This is a genomic window from Sphingobium sp. LSP13-1-1.1 (assembly GCF_040676415.1).
Taxonomy (GTDB): Bacteria; Pseudomonadota; Alphaproteobacteria; order Sphingomonadales; family Sphingomonadaceae; genus Sphingobium.
Map to the genome: position 1 here is coordinate 171,991 of NZ_JBEGHU010000045.1, position 17,076 is coordinate 189,066.

The window sequence follows — 17,076 nt, forward strand, 5'->3', positions numbered from 1 at the left end:
TTGCGGCAATGCCAAGCGCCATTTGTCAGGCAATGGTCACGACGCGCGCATGTCCCTTCCGGTCGAGCGGCTTCACCACGACCTTGTCGCCCATCCGGTCGAAGGCGATGTCGACCGCCGCGTCCCCGAGGCGCAGGCCGTAGAGCGTCAGCTCGTCGATGAAGCGGGGCAGCGTGGGGTCGCGCAGGGCGATCTCCGCCCCCGCGACATCGAAGGTCAGGCCCAGGCTCGACTGGACCAGCGACAGGGGCGCCGCCGCGGACCATGCCTGCGGACTGCACGCCACGGGGTAGAAGGTTGGACCCTGCGCCCGCCGCCGGGGAAAGCCGCAGAACAGTTCGGGCAACCGCATCAGGTCGACATAGGTCGCGGCGGCGAACAGCCCTTCGAAAATCTGCGCCGCCTGCGCGCGATAACCATAGCGGGAGAAGCCTGCGGCGATCAGCGCATTGTCATGCGGCCAGATCGATCCGTTATGGTAGCTCATCGGGTTGTAGCGCGCCTCTGTCGAGGCGATGGTCCGCACGCCCCAGCCGGAAAAGGAAGCGGGCGCCATCAGCGTGTGTACCACCATATCCGCGCGCTCTTCCCTGGCGAGTCCGGTGAACAGCACGTGTCCGGCATTGGAGGAGCGGACGCGGCACGGCCTCTTTTCCCCATCCAGGGCCAGCACATAGGTGCCGATCCCGGCGTCGAAAAAGGCGGCGTCGAACAGGTCCCGCAGATCGTCCGCCCGCGCCCGATGGTTCAGCGCCTTGTCCCGGTCGCCCAGCGCAGTGAAGATCGCCTCCGCCGCCCGCCAGGCGCCGTAGACATAGGCCTGCACCTCCGCCAGCGCGATCGGGCCGCGCGCAATGGTGCCATTGGCGTGGAAGACCGAATCATGGCTGTCCTTCCACCCCTGATTGACCAGCCCCTGATCGGTCAGTCGACCATATTCCACGAAGCCGTCGCCGTCGCGGTCGCCATGCTCGTCTATCCATCTGAGCGCAGCCTCGACATTTGGCAGGATGGAGGCGATGAAGCCGCCGTCGCCCGTTCGTTCCAGATAGGCGCCGGCCAGCATGACGAACAGCGGCGTCGAATCGATGCTGCCATAATAATGGCGGAAGGGGACTTCCCCCAGTTCCGCCATTTCGCCATGGCGCACTTCATGCAGGATCTTGCCCGGTTCTGCATCGGCGGCGGCGTCGTAGGCGGTCGCCTGGTTCGCGGCCAGATAGCCCAGGACTCCCCGACTGATCGCCGGGTCCAGCCATAGCGTCTCCAACGCGGTGATGATCGCATCGCGCCCGAACACAGTGCTGAACCACGGAATGCCGGCATAGGGATAGGGCCCATATTCGGTGTCGGTCGACAACATGGTAATGTCGGCGACGGATCGCCGTGTAACCTCGTTGAACAACTGGTTGGATGATATGATGGTCGCCCCGCGCGTACGCGCCTGTTTCAACGCCTGCATCGATTCGCGCAGCGTCTTGAGGAAATGCTTGGACAGGTCACCTGCCGGCTCGTCGTCCCGCGGTTGACAACAGATGAGCAGGTAGAGCGTGCGCCGCTCACCGGGCGGAACGCTCACCTCGAACCGCGCCCGGCTTTCCGTCAGGATCTGCGGCGCCGGGTCGAAGCACAGCAAGGTTTCGCGCCGCATGTCGTCGCGCCCGTCATAGCCAAGCCGTACGGACCGGGGGCCAATCACCGGCTCACGCATGGTTCCGCGCCGCAGCCGGGTCATGCCGCGTATTTCGAACAGGTCCGCAAAATCAGCAGCGAAGCTGATATTCACCTCCACCGTGCGGACTTCCGTGTCGAAATTGCGGATCGTGATCCGTTCATGGACCGCACCTTCCCACAGGAAACGGGTGCGACGCAGGTGGATGAGATCATGTTCCACCGCCACTTGTCCGTCCTCGCCCGTGAAATCGGGATTGGTAAGGTCGCAGGTGAGCATCGCGTTATCGTCGCGAAGGCCTGAACTGAGCAGGATCGGCCGGGTGTCGTTGATGGTGAGATAGAGATGCGACAAATGCCGGGTGTCGCGATGATACAGCCCTTCCGGACTGCCCGGACCCGCGATCGCGTCGCCGCTATGGTCGAAGACGGCGAAGCTGTCTCCATGTTTCAGCGTCCGGGGGCGTCGCTCATGGAGCGACGCCGTCGCCGGAATGAAGAATTGCGTCTGCGCCTGCGATAGCGCCTGTCCTGGATTGCCGGTACCGGGGTCCATGGCGCCGGGATCGACATTCCGGACCGGAGGGGTCGGGTTTTCCGGCTGCAACTGGCTTGCCGTCATGCCTCTCTCCTGATCTTATCCCACGACCTGAAGTTCCGAACCTTCGCCGCGTAACCGGCGCAGCATCGCGGCCTGCGTCCGCGCACCGGGAAGATCGTGATAAAGCTGAACATAATCGGCGGCCATCCGCTCTGCCGTGAAGCGTGCGTCAAAGGCGGCGCGTACCTTCGCGCGGTCGAGCTCGTGAACCCCGTGGACCGCCTCGACTGCTTCGTCCTCGCTTTCGACGATATAGCCCGACCGGCCATGGTCGATCACTTCCGGGACGGACCCGCAGCGAAAAGCGATGACCGGGGTGGCGCAGGCCATGGCCTCTATCATCACCAGGCCAAAGGGTTCGGGCCAGTCGATGGGAAACAGCAGAGCGCTTGCACGGCTCAGAAATTCCGCCTTCTGCGCCTCGTTGATCTCCCCGACATAGTAGACATTGGGATAACGCTCGATAAGCGGTGCGATCTCCTGCTCCCAATAGGCGCGGTCCACCGCGTCGATCTTCGCCGCCATCCTGAGCGGCAATCCCGATCGCGCGGCGATGCGGATGGCCCGGTCGGGGCGCTTTTCCGGCGAAATCCGGCCAAGAAATGCGAGATAGCCCTCGCCCTGACCGATACGGGGCAGCAGCAGGTCGGCCGGCAGGCCGTGATGGATGGTCCTCGCCCAGTTCACCGGCGGCATCGGCAGCCGCTGATGGTCGGAAATGGACACCAGGCTGTGATTGGGAAAGGCGCGGTAGAAGGCGGGAAGATCAGGCAGGTCCAGCCGGCCGTGCAGCGTCGTCACGCAGCGGCCGAGGAAATCCTGCACCAGCGGCATGTGGATGAGGTCGATGTGGAAATGCAGGGCGTCGAATTCATCCGCCCTACGGCGCACCGCGTCGAGCAGGATCATATGGTAGGGAATGGGATCGCGCACGTCCGGATTGAGCCGCAACGCCATGTCGGTCACCGGCACCAGTTCCGCCTGGGTCACCGAATCGCCGCTGGCGAACAGCGTCACCTCATGACCCTGCCTCACCAGTTCTTCGGTCAGATAGGACACGATGCGTTCGGTGCCGCCATAAAGGCGCGGCGGCACGCTTTCGGCAAGCGGAGCGATTTGTGCGATTTTCATGGTCGGGGGCATCCCTTTCGTGAAGAGAGCGCCTCCACCGATCCCCCGACCTGCGATGGGCGCCCATCGTTAAAAGCGTGAACGGCCTGCAGGTTGCATGGCCATTGCGCTTTCATGTCAGGATTTTCCGATGGGTGAGCCCGCTCGGCCGGTCGCCGGAAAGCGCCCGTCCGCATCATTTTCCAAGCCGCTGACTTCGGTCTGACATAGTCGCCGCTTAGGAAAGCCTCAGCGAGAATCTGGCTGGCCGGTCCGAAGAGGGGGCGGACATGGCCTTGGAATATGGAGAGCGAGTTGACGATCCTCACGATCGATTTCGAGGCGTCGTGCCTGCCCCGGCATGGCCTGTCCTATCCCATCGAAGTCGGCATAGCCTGCAATGGCAAGGCGCGAAGCTGGCTGATCCGGCCGCATGACGATTGGGCGGGCTGGCATTGGTCGGCCGAGGCGGAGGGGCTGCACGGACTGACCCTCGATCGGATCTTCCGCGAGGGTTTGCCCGTCGAAACCGTGCTGGCGGAATTGACCGATGCCTGCGGGAAATCGCGGATGGTGGCCGACAGCATGATCGACCAATATTGGCTCGACACCCTGGCTGATGCGGCAGGGCAGGCCACGCCCTTCCTGATCGACCATGTTTCGCTGCTGCTTGACGAACATCGCGCAAGCGAGCAGCAGATCATGGATGCGGTCGCCTTTGCCGACGCGCTTCGCCCGCAACGTCACCGGGCGGCGAGTGATGCGCTATGGCTGTCGTCACTGCTGGAACATATCGCCAGTCACAAGGTCGAGGCTCCCATCCTGATGCGCATGGCGTGACAGATCGGCCATCGGAATAGATGGTGGGGAAGGATACGGGTCGCGTCTCATGTCCTCCCACCCGTCTGGGTCGGAAAATGCTTGAGCAACAATTTGTAACGCTCGGCAAATTTCGGAGACATTCAGTCCGCCTAAAGCCTGATGACCATTTCCGGTTGTCAGGGAGAAGGCTCCATGTTGCTCATTCTTGCGTCCAGCGCGGCGGCACTCGCCGTCGCCACGCCAATCCACAGCGCTGAAATCGCCCATGCATCGAACGCCTATCAGGCGCGCTACGAAACCGAATCGACCGTCCGCTTCCGTGAGGTCGAATCGCGTTTGGCCAATCGTCCGTCCATGCCGGTATGCCGCTGGCAGGCCGAACTGGTGGTGAACCGCGACGTCGCGACGCAGGGTCGCACGCTGGCTGCCGTCGCCAAGCCGATCCACCGCTTTGCTCCGCTGTCGGGCAGCCATGCCGGCAGCTGCACTGCCGCCCGCGATGAAATCCAGGCGGAAGTCGCACGCCATCACAGCGCCCGTGCGGCCCAGGCCGTGGCCGTGGCGCAGCAGGACCGCGCCGTGTTGCTGGGTGAACTGGACGGCATTCAGGCGCTGTCCACAAAGGGTTCGTAACCCGCGAATGAGTCCACCGCTCATTTTGATCGCGGAGGCCCAGCGGGATGCGCGCCACGACGTGCGCCAGTCGCTGGAGGAGAACGGGTTTCGCGCCCTCGCCGCCGCCTCCGCGAACGAAATCTGGAATGCGATAGACAGCATGCCCGTTGGAGCGGTCGTGCTGGATGCTGCTTTGCGTGGTGCGGACGGCATGGATCTGTGTCGCGACGTGCGCGAACGCAGCGACGTGCCGATCATCCTGGTCGGCGCCAACAGCAGCGAGGTCGACCGCGTGGTCGGGCTGGAACTGGGCGCCGACGATTACATGGCGAAGCCCTATTCGACGCGCGAGCTGGCCGCCCGCCTGCGCGCCGTGCTGCGGCGGGGACGTAATGAACGAGCCCTGGGCGCGCGCCGCCCGGCCGAGGCGCGGTTCGAAGGATGGGTGGTGGATTCTTCCCGGCGCGAAGTTCTCGATCCCGACGGTGCGCAGGTCGAGTTGACCGCAGCCGAATTTTCGTTGCTGCTGGTCTTGCTCGATCATCCGCAGGTGGTGATCGCCCGTCCGCGCCTGATGGAACTGGCCGGCGTGCGCGACACGCCATCCTCCGACCGCAGCGTCGACGTGCTGGTCAGCCGGTTGCGGCGCAAGCTGAGCCATGGCGGCCGGCCCGCGCCCATCGTTACGGTGCGCGGCGGCGGATATATGTTCAGCGCCGAGGTCGACCGGCGCTGATCCACCCGGGCGCGGCCGAATGTTTCTCTTCCATTGCATTGATTCTGCGGCAAAATCGGACGAACCGCGAGCTTGATCGCGCTTTCCATCGCTCAGACATATTATTTAACAAAGCCGCTGCGGCGCAGCAAAAACGCTTCCCTATTGTGCATCCTCAAGGCCGGTCTGCCCCTGACCGGTCACCAGACAAGAAGGATGCAACGACATGAACGATCTGATCGGTCGCGTCTTCAGCTTCGAAAGCCATGTCTTTCCGAACCAGAGCGCGCTTTACAACCGCCTCGCCAGCGATGGGCAGAACCCCAAGGCGCTGATGATCTCCTGCGCGGACTCGCGCATCGTGCCGGAACATATCATGCAGGCTGACCCGGGCGACCTGTTCGTCTGCCGCAATGCCGGCAACATCGTGCCGCCCCATGCAACGCAGAATGGCGGCGTGACCTCCACGGTCGAATATGCCGTCATGGTACTGGGCGTGCGCGACATCATCGTGTGCGGCCACAGCGATTGCGGCGCGATGAAGGCGCTGTCCACCAATGCCGACCTGAGCGCCATGCCCAACGTCGCCGCCTGGCTGCGTCACAGCCATGCCGCGCAGAAGGTCTGTCGCGAAAGCTACCCTGCCGATCTCAGCGATGCGGAGAAGCTGCGCAACATGGCACTTGAGAATGTGGTGGCGCAACTCGCCCATCTGCGCACCCATCCGTCCGTTGCGTCGGGCATTGCCCGCGGCGAGATCGCCCTGCACGGCTGGTATGTCGATATCCATGCCGGCCACGTTCTGGGCCTTGACGGCGAGACCGGCCGTTTCCTGCCTCTGCGTGAAGGTCAGCCGCTGCCCGTGGCGCTGCCCCACGCCAAGCGACTGGCGGTCGACATCGCCTATGCCGAGGCCGCGGAGTAAACCCATGCTCAAGGCATTTTCCGGCGGTACCTTCAGCCGCGACTTCACGGCCTCCATTGTCGTCTTCCTGGTGGCGATGCCGCTCTGCATGGGTATCGCCGTTGCTTCCGGGGTGCCGCCGGAAAAGGGTCTGATCACGGGCATGATCGGCGGTCTGATCGTCGGCCTGCTGGCGGGTTCGCCCCTTCAGGTCAGCGGCCCGGCGGCGGGCCTGGCGGTCATCGTCTTCGAAATCGTGCAGAAACAGGGGCTGTCCGCTCTCGGGCCGATCCTGATCCTGGCCGGTGCCATTCAGGTGATTGCAGGGCTGCTGCGGGTAGGCGGCTGGTTCCGCGCGATCTCGCCCGCGGTCGTGCACGGCATGCTGGCGGGTATCGGCGTGCTGATCGTCGTCGGCCAGTTTCATGTGCTTTTCGACGACAAGCCGCTTTCGAGCGGCCTTGCCAATCTGGTCGCCATGCCAGGGCAGATTTTCGGCCTCAGCAATCAGGACGCAGCCACTGCCTTCGCGGTCGGCCTCGTCACCATCGGCGGCATGCTGGGTTGGGAGAAGCTGCGTCCTGCCTCGATGAAGCTGCTCCCGGGTGCTCTTGTCGGCGTGGTGCTGGCGACCCTGGTCGCCTTTTCCCTCGGCTTGCCCGTCGCGCGCGTCGTGGTGCCGGAATCGATCGTCTCGGCCATTTCGCTGCCGGGCGATAACCTGGTCCAGCAGCTCCTGAATCCGACGACCATCACCACGGCCATCGCCATCGCCTTCATCGCCAGTGCCGAAACGCTGCTGTCCGCGGCGGCGGTCGACAGGATGCATGACGGCGTTCGCACCAACTACAACCGGGAGCTCAGTGCACAGGGCGTGGGCAACCTGCTCTGCGGCGTGGCGGGTGCATTGCCGATGACTGGCGTGATCGTCCGCAGTTCGGCCAACGTCCAGGCCGGCGCCCGGACGCGGTTGTCGGCGATCCTGCACGGCGTCTGGATTCTGGGCTTCGTCGCCCTGCTCCCCTGGTTGCTGCGCGAAATTCCCATGGCGGCGCTGGCAGGCGTCCTTGTGGTCACCGGCGTGCGTCTGGTGAGCGTCGACCATGTAAAGCATCTTCTCCACCGCTATGGCCCGCTTCCCGCCGTGGTGTGGGCGGCGACGCTGATCTGCGTCGTGGCGACTGACCTGCTGACCGGCGTTCTGGTCGGCATCGGCCTCTCGCTGCTGGAGCTTCTGCCCCATGCCCGCCGTCTCCGGTTGAGCGTGGACGAGGAAAGCCGCGAAGAAGCGCATGAAGTTGCACTGCACGGCACGGCCACTTTCCTCAACCTGCCGAAGCTGTCGGCCAGGCTTGAGGGGCTTCCTTCCGGAAGGCTCGTCATCCTGAACGTCGAGCGCCTGAGCCATATCGACCATACTTGTGCGGAAATGGTCCGCGAATGGGTGGACCGCCGTCGGGGTACCGGAGCGCAGGTCGAACTGTTCGGCGCCACCGGCCGCATGCGCCACCTCGCCGCCTGATACTACCCCCTCGTCAGGCGTCGAACGAGCCGCCGCATCGCTCCTGAAGCGATGCGGCGGTTTATTTATGATATATATTAGAAACAATATAGAAATATTAGGAAATCCAAAAGACAATAATCGTGTTGCAGGCAACACAGTGACGACATTCCTTCTCGCAGGTGCGAAAAGTCGTTTCCCCATTTGGCATAGTCCTCATAACCTGCCTGCGATCCGCCGTACCGACGACGACAACACAAAAGATCTTCGGACGAAATGGACGCAGGACGGAACATTCTTGCCTAAAAGGGGAATGTTCATGAAGTATCAGATTGCCTGTGCCGCGCTTGCGCTGCTTTCCAGTGCTCCGGCTTTCGCTCAGGAGGAGCCGGCAGGCCCCGTCACCGTTACCGGCAGCGTCGGCCTGGTGTCCGACTACCGCTTCCGCGGCGTATCGCAGAGCGACCGTGGCATGGCCATTCAGGGCGGTATCACGGCAACGCATGAAAGCGGCTTCTACATCGGCACCTGGGGTTCGAACCTCGGCGGCTGGGGTCGTTTCGGCGGCGCCAACATGGAACTCGACCTGGTCGGCGGCTATTCGACATCGTTGGGCGAGGGCACGACGGTCGATGTCGGCCTGACCTGGTACATGTATCCGTCGGGTGCCGACAAGACGGATTTCGCCGAGCCTTATGTGAAGCTGTCGCACCAGTTCGGTCCGGTCAAGGGCCTGGTCGGTGTCGCCTACGCTCCCAAGCAGCAGGCGCTGGGCAATTGGCAGAGCAGCGCATCCAGCGGCATCGACAATCCGGGTGACAAGGAAGACAATCTCTATGTCTGGGGCGACGTCAATGCCGCCATCCCCGACACTCCCGTCACGGTGAAGGCCCATCTGGGTTGGTCGGACGGCAATCCGGGCCTTGGTCCCAATGGCACTTCGATCGCTCCTACCGGCAAATATCTCGACTGGCTGGTGGGCGCCGACTTCGCCATTCCCGGCACGCCGCTGACCGTTGGCGTGGCCTATGTCGACACCGATATCGCGCGCGTGGAGGAAAATTATCTGCGCCCGAACTTCATGGTCAACGACAGCAAGGATTTCGGCAAGTCGATCGCGCGCAGCACGGTCCTCTTCTCGCTGACCGCTGCTTTCTGATCCCTTGCGCCGGGCCTGGTGGACCCAGGCCCGGCCATGCTTCTTTCCCGGCTGTGACAAATTGTTTCTGCTGTTGCATCCGGGGCTTTCCGGCCGCCCCTGCGGTTGACCATGGCTCCGGCCACCCCTATCCCGCTGTCATGCTCAAAGCCGTGCCGACATTGTCATGACCGCGCCGACCATAATCCTTGTCGAAGATGATCCGCCGCTGCGTACCCTGACCGCGCGCGCCCTGCAGGAGCATGGCTATCAGGTCCGCCCGGCTTCTTCCGGCCCCGAAATGTGGGTAGCGTTCGACGCCGGTCCTGTCGACCTTGTCGTGCTCGACGTCATGCTCCCCGGCACCAATGGCATCGATCTTTGCCGCCAGATCCGGCGCAAGAGCGACGTTCCCATCATCTTCATCAGCGCCAAGGGCAGCGAGACTGACCGTATCGTGGGGCTGGAACTGGGCGCCGACGATTACCTGCCCAAGCCGTTCGGCACGCGTGAACTCATCGCGCGCATCCGCGCCATATTGCGCCGCGTCGGGGTGGAACGCGGCCCGGACGAGCATCGCGAGAATGAAGCACGGTTCGACGGCTGGATCGTCAATTTCCCGCGCCGCGAACTGCGTTCGCCCACTGGCGCCATCGTCGACCTGACTGGTGCGGAATTCGATCTGCTCGGCAGCTTTCTCAGCCATCCGCAGCGCGTGATCGCCCGCGAACGGTTGATCGAACTTTCGCGCACCCGCATGGGCGACAGTTCCGACCGCAGCATCGACGTGCTGGTCAGCCGCCTGCGCCGCAAGCTCTCGACGCAGGATCGCGCGGCGCCGATCACCACCGTGCGGGGCGTCGGCTATATGTTCAATGCGGAGGTCAGCCGCGCTTGAGACGGCATGTCAGCCTGGTCGGGCAGATCTTCGCGATCCTGCTGCTGACCCTGACGCTGGAATTCGCCGTCGGCATCCTGTTGAACGAACGGTCCAATCATCTTTCGCTGCAGGATGACGAGGCCCGGCGCCTGGCCGAACATCTGGTGATTGCCCGCAAGTTGCTGACGGAGCATGCGCCCGATGAGCGGCATGCGCTGTCACTGCAACTCACCACGGATCGCTACGACGTGCACTGGACCCCGTCCTCGCCGCCGCCACCCGCGCTTGCGCCGGGGCTGGAGAGGATGCGGCGACAGATCGTCAACTGGGAACCGACCCTTGAACAGTCGGGCCTGTGGCTGCGTCTGGCCTCGCCCGGACGCGTTTCGGAGATCAACGGCGGCCTGCGCCTCGCGGACGGAAGCTGGCTCTATTTCGGCATGCGCCACAGCGGCGGCAAATGGACCTTCACCATCGGCCGCATGGGGCTCGCGTTGATCCCGGTGTTGGCGCTGCTGCTCGTGGGCGGCATCCTGATCCGGCGTACGCTGGCGCCGCTGCGCGACCTCACCCGCGCAACCGAACGCATCGGCCTTAGCGATGAAGTCATTGTGGAGGAGGGTGGCTCCAACGATGTCCGCAACCTCATCCGCGCCTTCAATGCCATGCAAAAGCGCATTCATCGGTTGATCACGGAACGGACGGAGACGCTGGCCGCCGTCGGTCATGACATGCGGACCCCGCTCGCGCGGCTGCGGCTGAGGCTGGAGAACCTGCCGGACACGGAAGCGCGGGAGGCGATCGAGGGCGACCTTGGCGAAATGGGCGAGATGATCGATTCGCTGCTTGCCTTCCTGGGTGGGGAGAAAAATGGAGAGCCGCCCGTCCGCACCGACCTCGCCGTGCTGGTCGCGACGGTGGTCGACGCCTTTCAGGACCAGGACAGGCCGGTCGATTATGTCGGGCCCGACCACCTGGAAATGGCGGTTCGGTCGCTCAGCCTGCGCCGAGCCATCGTCAATCTGATAGAAAATGCGCTGCACTATGGCAGCCGCGCCCGGGTCGCGCTGGAGCGTCGCGATCGCGAAGTGCTGATCCGGGTCGACGATGACGGTCCCGGCATTCCCCGCGACAAGCTGGAGGAGGTGTTGAAGCCCTTTGCCCGTCTGGATGAGGCCCGGCAGCGCAACACGCGTGGGCTGGGCCTGGGCCTTGCCATCGTTGCGCGCACCGTGGAACTGGAGGGTGGGGAACTGATCCTCGCCAACCGGCCCGAAGGCGGATTGCGGGCCGAAATATGCCTGTATCTTCCGGCCCAGCCCCAGAAGCACTGACAAAGAGAATCTGCCCACCCCCAAGCAAAACTCATTTACTGCCGGGCGCCATGCCGCGCTATGCCGGACGCCTGTTCGGAAAGAGGCATGTATGACGGCAGAAGGCGAAAAGGAAATCGCCCAGGGTTATTGGGACATTGACAGGCTGGCGGCCGAACTGGGCACGGTCCGGCGGCGTTGGCGCCAGGGTCAGGAACATCATGCCGAATATGGGGCGGAGGGTTTTCCGTCGCGCGCGACGCTGACCAAGATCATGGAGGCGCTTTGCGGCGCACTGTTTCCGCTTCGTCTGGGGCCCAGCTTCGTGCGTCTGCACAATGAGGACGCCTATGTCGCGCAAACCCTTCAGACGGTGCTCAGCCGCCTCTACGGCCAGATCCGGCTGGAGCTGATCTATGCGATGAAGGACGCACCGATAGAGCAGGTCGACAGGGAGGCGTCGCGCATCATCGGCGATTTCGCCGAAGGACTGCCAGCGCTCCGCGAACTGCTGGACAGCGACGTGGAGGCGGCTTTCCTGGGCGATCCCGCCGCGCGCAGCGTCGATGAGGTGCTGATCTGCTATCCCTCGATGATGGCGATCACGCACCATCGCTTGGCACATCGGCTGCACCAGTTGGGAGCACCGCTCGTGGCGCGGATCATTTCGGAAATCGCGCATGGCAGTACGGGGATCGACATTCATCCCGGCGCGAAGATCGGCCACAGCTTCTTTATTGACCACGGCACGGGCGTCGTCATCGGGGAAACGGCGATCGTCGGGGATCGGGTTCGCATCTATCAGGGCGTGACGCTGGGCGCGCGCAGCTTTCCGGCCGATGGCAAGGGCGCGCTGGAAAAGGCCCTGCCGCGTCACCCGATCATCGAGGATGATGTGGTGATCTATGCCGGCGCGACGATATTGGGCCGCATCATCATCGGTAGCCGGTCCGTGATCGGCGGCAATGTCTGGCTGACCGACAGCGTGCCGGCCGACAGCAATGTCCGGCAGGCCAAGGCGCATTATGAAGTGACCAGCCGGGTCGAGGTGTCCGCCCCCCATCGCGTCCACGCGCTGCTGGAGGAAGGACGCGATGGGATAGCGGAGAATATCTGAGGGCCTATGCGCAGGAATATGGCGCCGATGGCTGGAGCATTCTCACCATGAGCGGAAAAGCCCCAGCCATCTGATGCCGCGTTTCCGAGGCGTTGGCCTTAACGATCAGTTTGAAGATGCGTTATTCAGCGCAGCTATCCCCGTCGCCGGCGATCAGGTCAAGGCAGCGTCCGTCGATCTGGTCCTTTGCTACGGGCAATTTGATCAGCGCCGCCAGGGTCGGCAGGATGTCGACCGTTTCCACGCCGAGCGGCTGTTCGAAGTGGGGCAGCCCCTTGCGCCAGAACAGGATAGGCACGCGGCGATCCGTATCCCAAGGCGATCCATGGGTCGCGACCGACCCCATCACCGCCGCTTCGGGGATCGACATGACTCGCGGCTTCAGCAGCAGCAGCAGGTCGCCCGAACGCTGCGGGTCGAAGCTGGCTCTGGCCTCCTGGATCAGCGACCAGCTTTCCGGAGGACCGGATGGAGCGGGGGTGGCGGCGATCTCCGCCTTGGTGAAGACGGTCTGGACCTGCGGATGGACGCGGAGCAGGGCGAGAGTTGCCGCTTCCACCCTGGCGCGTTGCGCCGCCGTCAGGCCGCGGTCGAAATACAGGTCGCCCGCCGGGCCATCGCCCCAGATCAGCGTCCTGCCCGTGATGCCAGTCTTTTCCGCGATGGCGGCCGATAACGCCTTGGGCGTGAGCGTCTTGTCGACGCGCTGTTCCATCGGCATGGCGTTCAACCGGTGGCGTTCGGGCAGGTCATGCCCGCCATGATCGGCGGTCAGCACCACGGCATAGTCGATGCCGTCCTTGTCGAGTCGGTCGAAAAAGGCGCCCAGCTCGCGATCCAGCCGATCGACCTGTATGCAGCTTTCCGTACCCTCCGTGCCGTAGGTGTGACCGATATAGTCCGTCGCGGACAGGCCGATGGAGATGATGTCTGTCTGCGCCTGTTTGCCCAGCGCCATGCTCTCGATGGCGGCGGCGGCAAAAGCCAGGGTCATCGCATCCTGTTCCGGCGAGATGCGGAAGGCCTTGTAATCGCCCGCCGCCCGCGCGAAGCGACCTGTCCCGACCGTGCGATCTCCGGCCTTCACGGGGAAATCCTTGGCCGCGCATTGCGGCGGCAGCTCGAAGCCGGGATTGCCCTCTGCCAGCCGCCGCGCCATGACCTCATTGACTTTGGCGACCAGCGGTGGGGTCGCCACTCCCTTGTAGCTGACATAGCCCTCCGGTCCGCCCAGCCACCAGACCTGGTCGGCGGTTGGCCCGCCCATCATGATCGCCGCACGGTCCTTCCCCGCAATCGATACGACGCGTGTCGCCGGATTGGCGGCCTTCATCCGCCCGCCCAGCGTCGGCACCCTCAGATGTACGGGAGAAGCCTGATAATGTTCGCTGTCGGTGCCCGGCTGCGTCTCGTCCTCCGCGCAATAGACCAGCTTGTCGGCGCGCGCGGTGCCAAGGTCAAACCAGCTGTTGGCGATGATGCCGGTGCGCGAGGGGCGGCTGCCGGTCAGGATGGTGCTGTGTCCAGGACAGGTTTCGGTGGCGGCATGGCTTTGATAGCCGCGGGGGAAGACGATGCCCTGTTCCGTCAGCCGCCTGAGGCCGCCGCTGTAATATTGACGATATTCGCTGAACAGATCGGCCGAAAACTGATCCACCGCGATGGCGACGATCAGCCTGGGCGCCGTGGCGGGCGCGGCAGCCGCCACGGCGGGCGGAGCCTCGGTCTGGGCCAGGGCCGGCAGCGAACCGGCAAGAAGCAGGGCTGCCGCGACATTTTTCAACATTATGGAGTACCTTCTCATGCCTTGACGGCGGATGCATCGAGACCTAGCCCCCTTGCGTCCACCGGAACAGAGGCCCGATGCGCATTTTTCATGTCCTTCTGATGACAATGCTGCTGTTGCTCGCGCCGGTGGCGGCGCGGGCGGAGGGTGCGTTTGGCCAGGGCGTCCCCCACATTGCGGCCGAACTCACCGCCGAAAGCAATGCGCCGCGGCCGGGCCAGGATCGGGGCAGTGGCACGACGATCGCCTTTTCCATGACGCCGGAATCCGGCTGGCACGGCTATTGGGAAAATCCGGGGGATGCCGGCCTGGGCATGACGGTCAAATGGACGCTGCCCAAGGGAGTCATGGTCGGTCCCCTGCGCTATCCCGTGCCGGAGACATTGCTGATCGCCGGCCTCATGAACCATGTCTATGAGGGGCCTTATGGAGTGCTTGCAAAGCTGACCGTGGCGCCGGACGTGCCCAGGGGTACGAAGCTGCCGATCCGCGTCCGCGCCAACTGGCTGGCCTGCACCGACAAGGTTTGCGTTCCAGAAGGCGCGGAGCTGTCGCTGGACCTGATAGCGGGCGACGGATCTGTCCTGCCGGGCGGCAGGGCGCAGTTTGATGGCTGGCGCAGCCACTTGCCGCGTCCGCTGGGCAGCGATGCGACCTATGCCCTGGCTGACGGCCGCCTGCGCCTCTCCATCCCCTTTCCCGCAGCGGCCGAAGCCCGCGACGTCCATCTCTTCGCGCTGGCCGATGGTCTCACCCGTTACGCGGCTCCGCAGAGCGTCGCGCGGCAGGGTGACCGGCTGCTGATCGAAACCGAAGCCGGGCAAGGCCCGCTGTCCGGCCCGGTTCAGGCGGTGCTGCGCACCGGCGACCATGTCGGTTTTCTGCTGACGGCCCGTCCCGGCACCGTGCCTGCTGCTCGATCCGCCACTGCCCGGACCCTCTTCCTTGCGCTGGGCGGTGCACTGCTCGGCGGCCTGCTGCTCAACATCATGCCCTGCGTGTTCCCCATATTGGGACTGAAGGCGATGAAACTGGCGCGTGCGGGGGGGGACGAGCATATCGTCCGGCGGGAGGCGCTAGCCTACAGCCTTGGCATCATTCTCACCTGCCTTGCCCTGGGCGGCCTGCTGCTTGGCCTGCGCGCTGCGGGAACGGCGGTCGGCTGGGCCTTCCAGTTGCAGGATCCGCGCATCATCCTGCTGCTGCTGTTGCTGGTGACCGCGATCACGCTCAACCTTGCCGGCCTGTTCGAACTCAGCGCTTTCGGTGGCGGCGAGCGGCTGGCGGGAAAGGCAGGCGCGTCCGGCGCCTTCTGGACCGGCGCGCTGGTCGCTTTCGTCGCCACGCCTTGTACCGGGCCGTTCATGGGCGCGGCCATGGGGGCGGCACTGGTACTGCCGATCGGCGCCGCTCTGGCAATCTTTGCCGGGCTTGGCCTGGGCCTCGCACTGCCATTTCTGGCTCTGGCCTACATCCCCCCAATCCGTACACGCCTGCCGAAACCAGGCGCCTGGATGGGGCGGCTCCAGAAAATACTCGCTATTCCGATGGCGCTGACCGCGCTGGGCCTGTTGTGGCTGCTGGGGCAGCAACGCGGCACGGTTGCCATCCTGCTGGGGGCCGGCGCAGCCTTGATTCTGGCCGCTGTGCTCTGGTGGCTTGGGCGCAGGCAGCATCACGGACGGCACGGCGGATTTGCCGTGGTCTGCGCCGCGCTCATTCTCTTTGCGGGAATCGCCTTCGTGCTGCCGACCCATGCGCCTGCCATCACCGCCTCCGCCCATGGCATCCCCTTTGACGAGGCGCGTCTGGCCAGCCTGCGTGCCACCAAAAAGCCGGTTTTCCTTTATTTCACCGCCGACTGGTGCCTCACCTGCAAGGCGAATGAGGCCGCGGCCATCGACCGCAGTGAAACCCGCGCCGCTTTCGAGAAGGCGGGCGTCACCATGATGGTCGGGGACTGGACCAATGCCGATCCCGCCATCACCCGCTTTCTGGAGGCGCAGGGGCGTTCGGGCGTTCCGCTCTATCTCTGGTATGCGCCGGGCAGGGACGCGCAGACATTGCCCCAGCTCCTGACCCCTGCCACGCTGACGGCGCTGGTGTCCTGATGGCCAAGGTCCGCGCCGACCAGCTCCTCGTCGATAGCGGCTTGGCGGAAAGCCGCGCGCGCGCCCAGGCATTGATCCTCGCCGGCCTCGTTTTCCTGGGGGAGCGGAAGGTCGACAAGGCCGGGCAACAGGTCGCGGCCGATGCCGAGCTGGAGGTGAAGGGCCGTGACCATCCCTGGGTCTCGCGCGGCGGCATCAAGCTCGCGCATGCGCTGGAGCATTTTCATATCGACGTGTCGGATGCCGTCGCCATCGATGTCGGCAGTTCGACCGGCGGTTTCACCGACGTCCTGCTCACCAACGGCGCGGTGCGGGTCTATGCGGTCGACAGCGGCACCAACCAGCTTGCATGGAAGCTGCGTTCGGACCCGCGCGTCATTGTCCATGAACAGACCAGCGCCCGCATCCTCACTGCCGAACACATTCCGGAGCCTGTGGATGTCATCGTCTGCGACGCCAGCTTCATCTCGCTCGCCAAGGTGCTGGATTGCCCGTTGGGCTTTGCCCGTTCCGGCGCGTGCCTGATCGCCTTGATCAAGCCGCAATTCGAGGCAGGGCGAGAGGAAGTCGGCAAGGGTGGCGTCGTGCGCGATCCTGCCATCCATGAACGGGTGTGCAACGAGGTGCGGGACTGGGTGTCGGGTCGGGGGTGGCAGGTCGAAGGGATCACCGCCAGCCCGATCACCGGCCCGCAGGGCAATGTGGAATTTCTCCTCTTCGCAACATTTGGCGGATAATCGCACTCCGTTCGTTTCGCCGCTATGATTACCATTTGCGACAAATGCCGGTTTG

At 64.4% G+C, this 17,076-nt stretch carries 14 protein-coding genes; 11 read left to right on the plus strand and 3 right to left on the minus strand.

Translation table 11 applies throughout. The features are described 5' to 3' along the window. Positions 1–25: 25 nt before the first annotated feature. Positions 26–2,293, minus strand: coding sequence for an amylo-alpha-1,6-glucosidase (locus MRBLSP13_RS18020; RefSeq protein WP_363737306.1), 2,268 nt, complete (start codon positions 2,291–2,293; stop codon positions 26–28). Between the two features lie 15 nt (positions 2,294–2,308). Then, complete coding sequence (locus MRBLSP13_RS18025) at positions 2,309–3,403, minus strand: glycosyltransferase family 4 protein (protein WP_363737305.1); 1,095 nt, start codon at positions 3,401–3,403, stop codon at positions 2,309–2,311. 282 nt (positions 3,404–3,685) lie between these two features. Here MRBLSP13_RS18025 and MRBLSP13_RS18030 point away from each other — a divergent pair, with 282 nt between their 5' ends. From MRBLSP13_RS18030 to epsC, 9 genes are all read left to right on the plus strand, one after another. After that, positions 3,686–4,222 carry a hypothetical protein gene (locus MRBLSP13_RS18030; protein ID WP_363737304.1) on the plus strand — a complete coding sequence of 179 codons (537 nt, stop codon included), beginning with the start codon at positions 3,686–3,688 and terminating at the stop codon, positions 4,220–4,222. A 174-nt stretch (positions 4,223–4,396) separates the two neighbouring features. Continuing rightward, the gene (locus tag MRBLSP13_RS18035; RefSeq protein WP_363737303.1) at positions 4,397–4,837 is read left to right on the plus strand and encodes a hypothetical protein; all 441 of its coding nucleotides are present in this window, start codon (positions 4,397–4,399) and stop codon (positions 4,835–4,837) included. Positions 4,838–4,844: 7 nt separating this feature from the next. After that, positions 4,845–5,555 carry a response regulator transcription factor gene (locus MRBLSP13_RS18040; RefSeq protein WP_363737302.1) on the plus strand — a complete coding sequence of 237 codons (711 nt, stop codon included), beginning with the start codon at positions 4,845–4,847 and terminating at the stop codon, positions 5,553–5,555. Between the two features lie 205 nt (positions 5,556–5,760). Then, complete coding sequence (locus tag MRBLSP13_RS18045) at positions 5,761–6,459, plus strand: carbonic anhydrase (RefSeq protein ID WP_363737301.1); 699 nt, start codon at positions 5,761–5,763, stop codon at positions 6,457–6,459. 4 nt (positions 6,460–6,463) lie between these two features. Further along, positions 6,464–7,960: a SulP family inorganic anion transporter gene (locus MRBLSP13_RS18050; RefSeq protein WP_363737300.1), complete on the plus strand. Its 1,497-nt coding sequence runs from the start codon at positions 6,464–6,466 to the stop codon at positions 7,958–7,960. A gap of 292 nt (positions 7,961–8,252) precedes the next feature. Then, positions 8,253–9,098 carry a TorF family putative porin gene (locus MRBLSP13_RS18055; protein ID WP_363737299.1) on the plus strand — a complete coding sequence of 282 codons (846 nt, stop codon included), beginning with the start codon at positions 8,253–8,255 and terminating at the stop codon, positions 9,096–9,098. A 166-nt stretch (positions 9,099–9,264) separates the two neighbouring features. Then, positions 9,265–9,975 carry a response regulator gene (locus MRBLSP13_RS18060; RefSeq protein ID WP_150290862.1) on the plus strand — a complete coding sequence of 237 codons (711 nt, stop codon included), beginning with the start codon at positions 9,265–9,267 and terminating at the stop codon, positions 9,973–9,975. Beyond that, on the plus strand, positions 9,972–11,291 hold the full coding sequence (locus tag MRBLSP13_RS18065) for an ATP-binding protein (protein ID WP_363755916.1): 1,320 nt from the start codon (positions 9,972–9,974) through the stop codon (positions 11,289–11,291). Before MRBLSP13_RS18060 ends, MRBLSP13_RS18065 begins: the two co-directional genes overlap by 4 nt. A gap of 91 nt (positions 11,292–11,382) precedes the next feature. Beyond that, positions 11,383–12,387, plus strand: a complete 1,005-nt coding sequence (gene epsC / locus MRBLSP13_RS18070) for a serine O-acetyltransferase EpsC (protein WP_363737297.1) — start codon at positions 11,383–11,385, stop codon at positions 12,385–12,387. 121 nt (positions 12,388–12,508) lie between these two features. Here epsC and MRBLSP13_RS18075 read toward each other — a convergent pair whose 3' ends face one another. Continuing rightward, positions 12,509–14,173, minus strand: a complete 1,665-nt coding sequence (locus MRBLSP13_RS18075; RefSeq protein ID WP_363755918.1) for an alkaline phosphatase family protein — start codon at positions 14,171–14,173, stop codon at positions 12,509–12,511. Between the two features lie 77 nt (positions 14,174–14,250). Between MRBLSP13_RS18075 and MRBLSP13_RS18080 the strand changes: the two genes are divergently transcribed. Both MRBLSP13_RS18080 and MRBLSP13_RS18085 read left to right on the plus strand, forming a co-directional pair. Further along, the gene (locus MRBLSP13_RS18080) at positions 14,251–16,284 is read left to right on the plus strand and encodes a protein-disulfide reductase DsbD family protein (protein ID WP_363755920.1); all 2,034 of its coding nucleotides are present in this window, start codon (positions 14,251–14,253) and stop codon (positions 16,282–16,284) included. Next, positions 16,284–17,021, plus strand: a complete 738-nt coding sequence (locus MRBLSP13_RS18085; protein ID WP_363755922.1) for a TlyA family RNA methyltransferase — start codon at positions 16,284–16,286, stop codon at positions 17,019–17,021. The genes MRBLSP13_RS18080 and MRBLSP13_RS18085 overlap by 1 nt, the downstream gene beginning before the upstream one ends. The last annotated feature ends 55 nt before the right edge of the window (positions 17,022–17,076 follow it).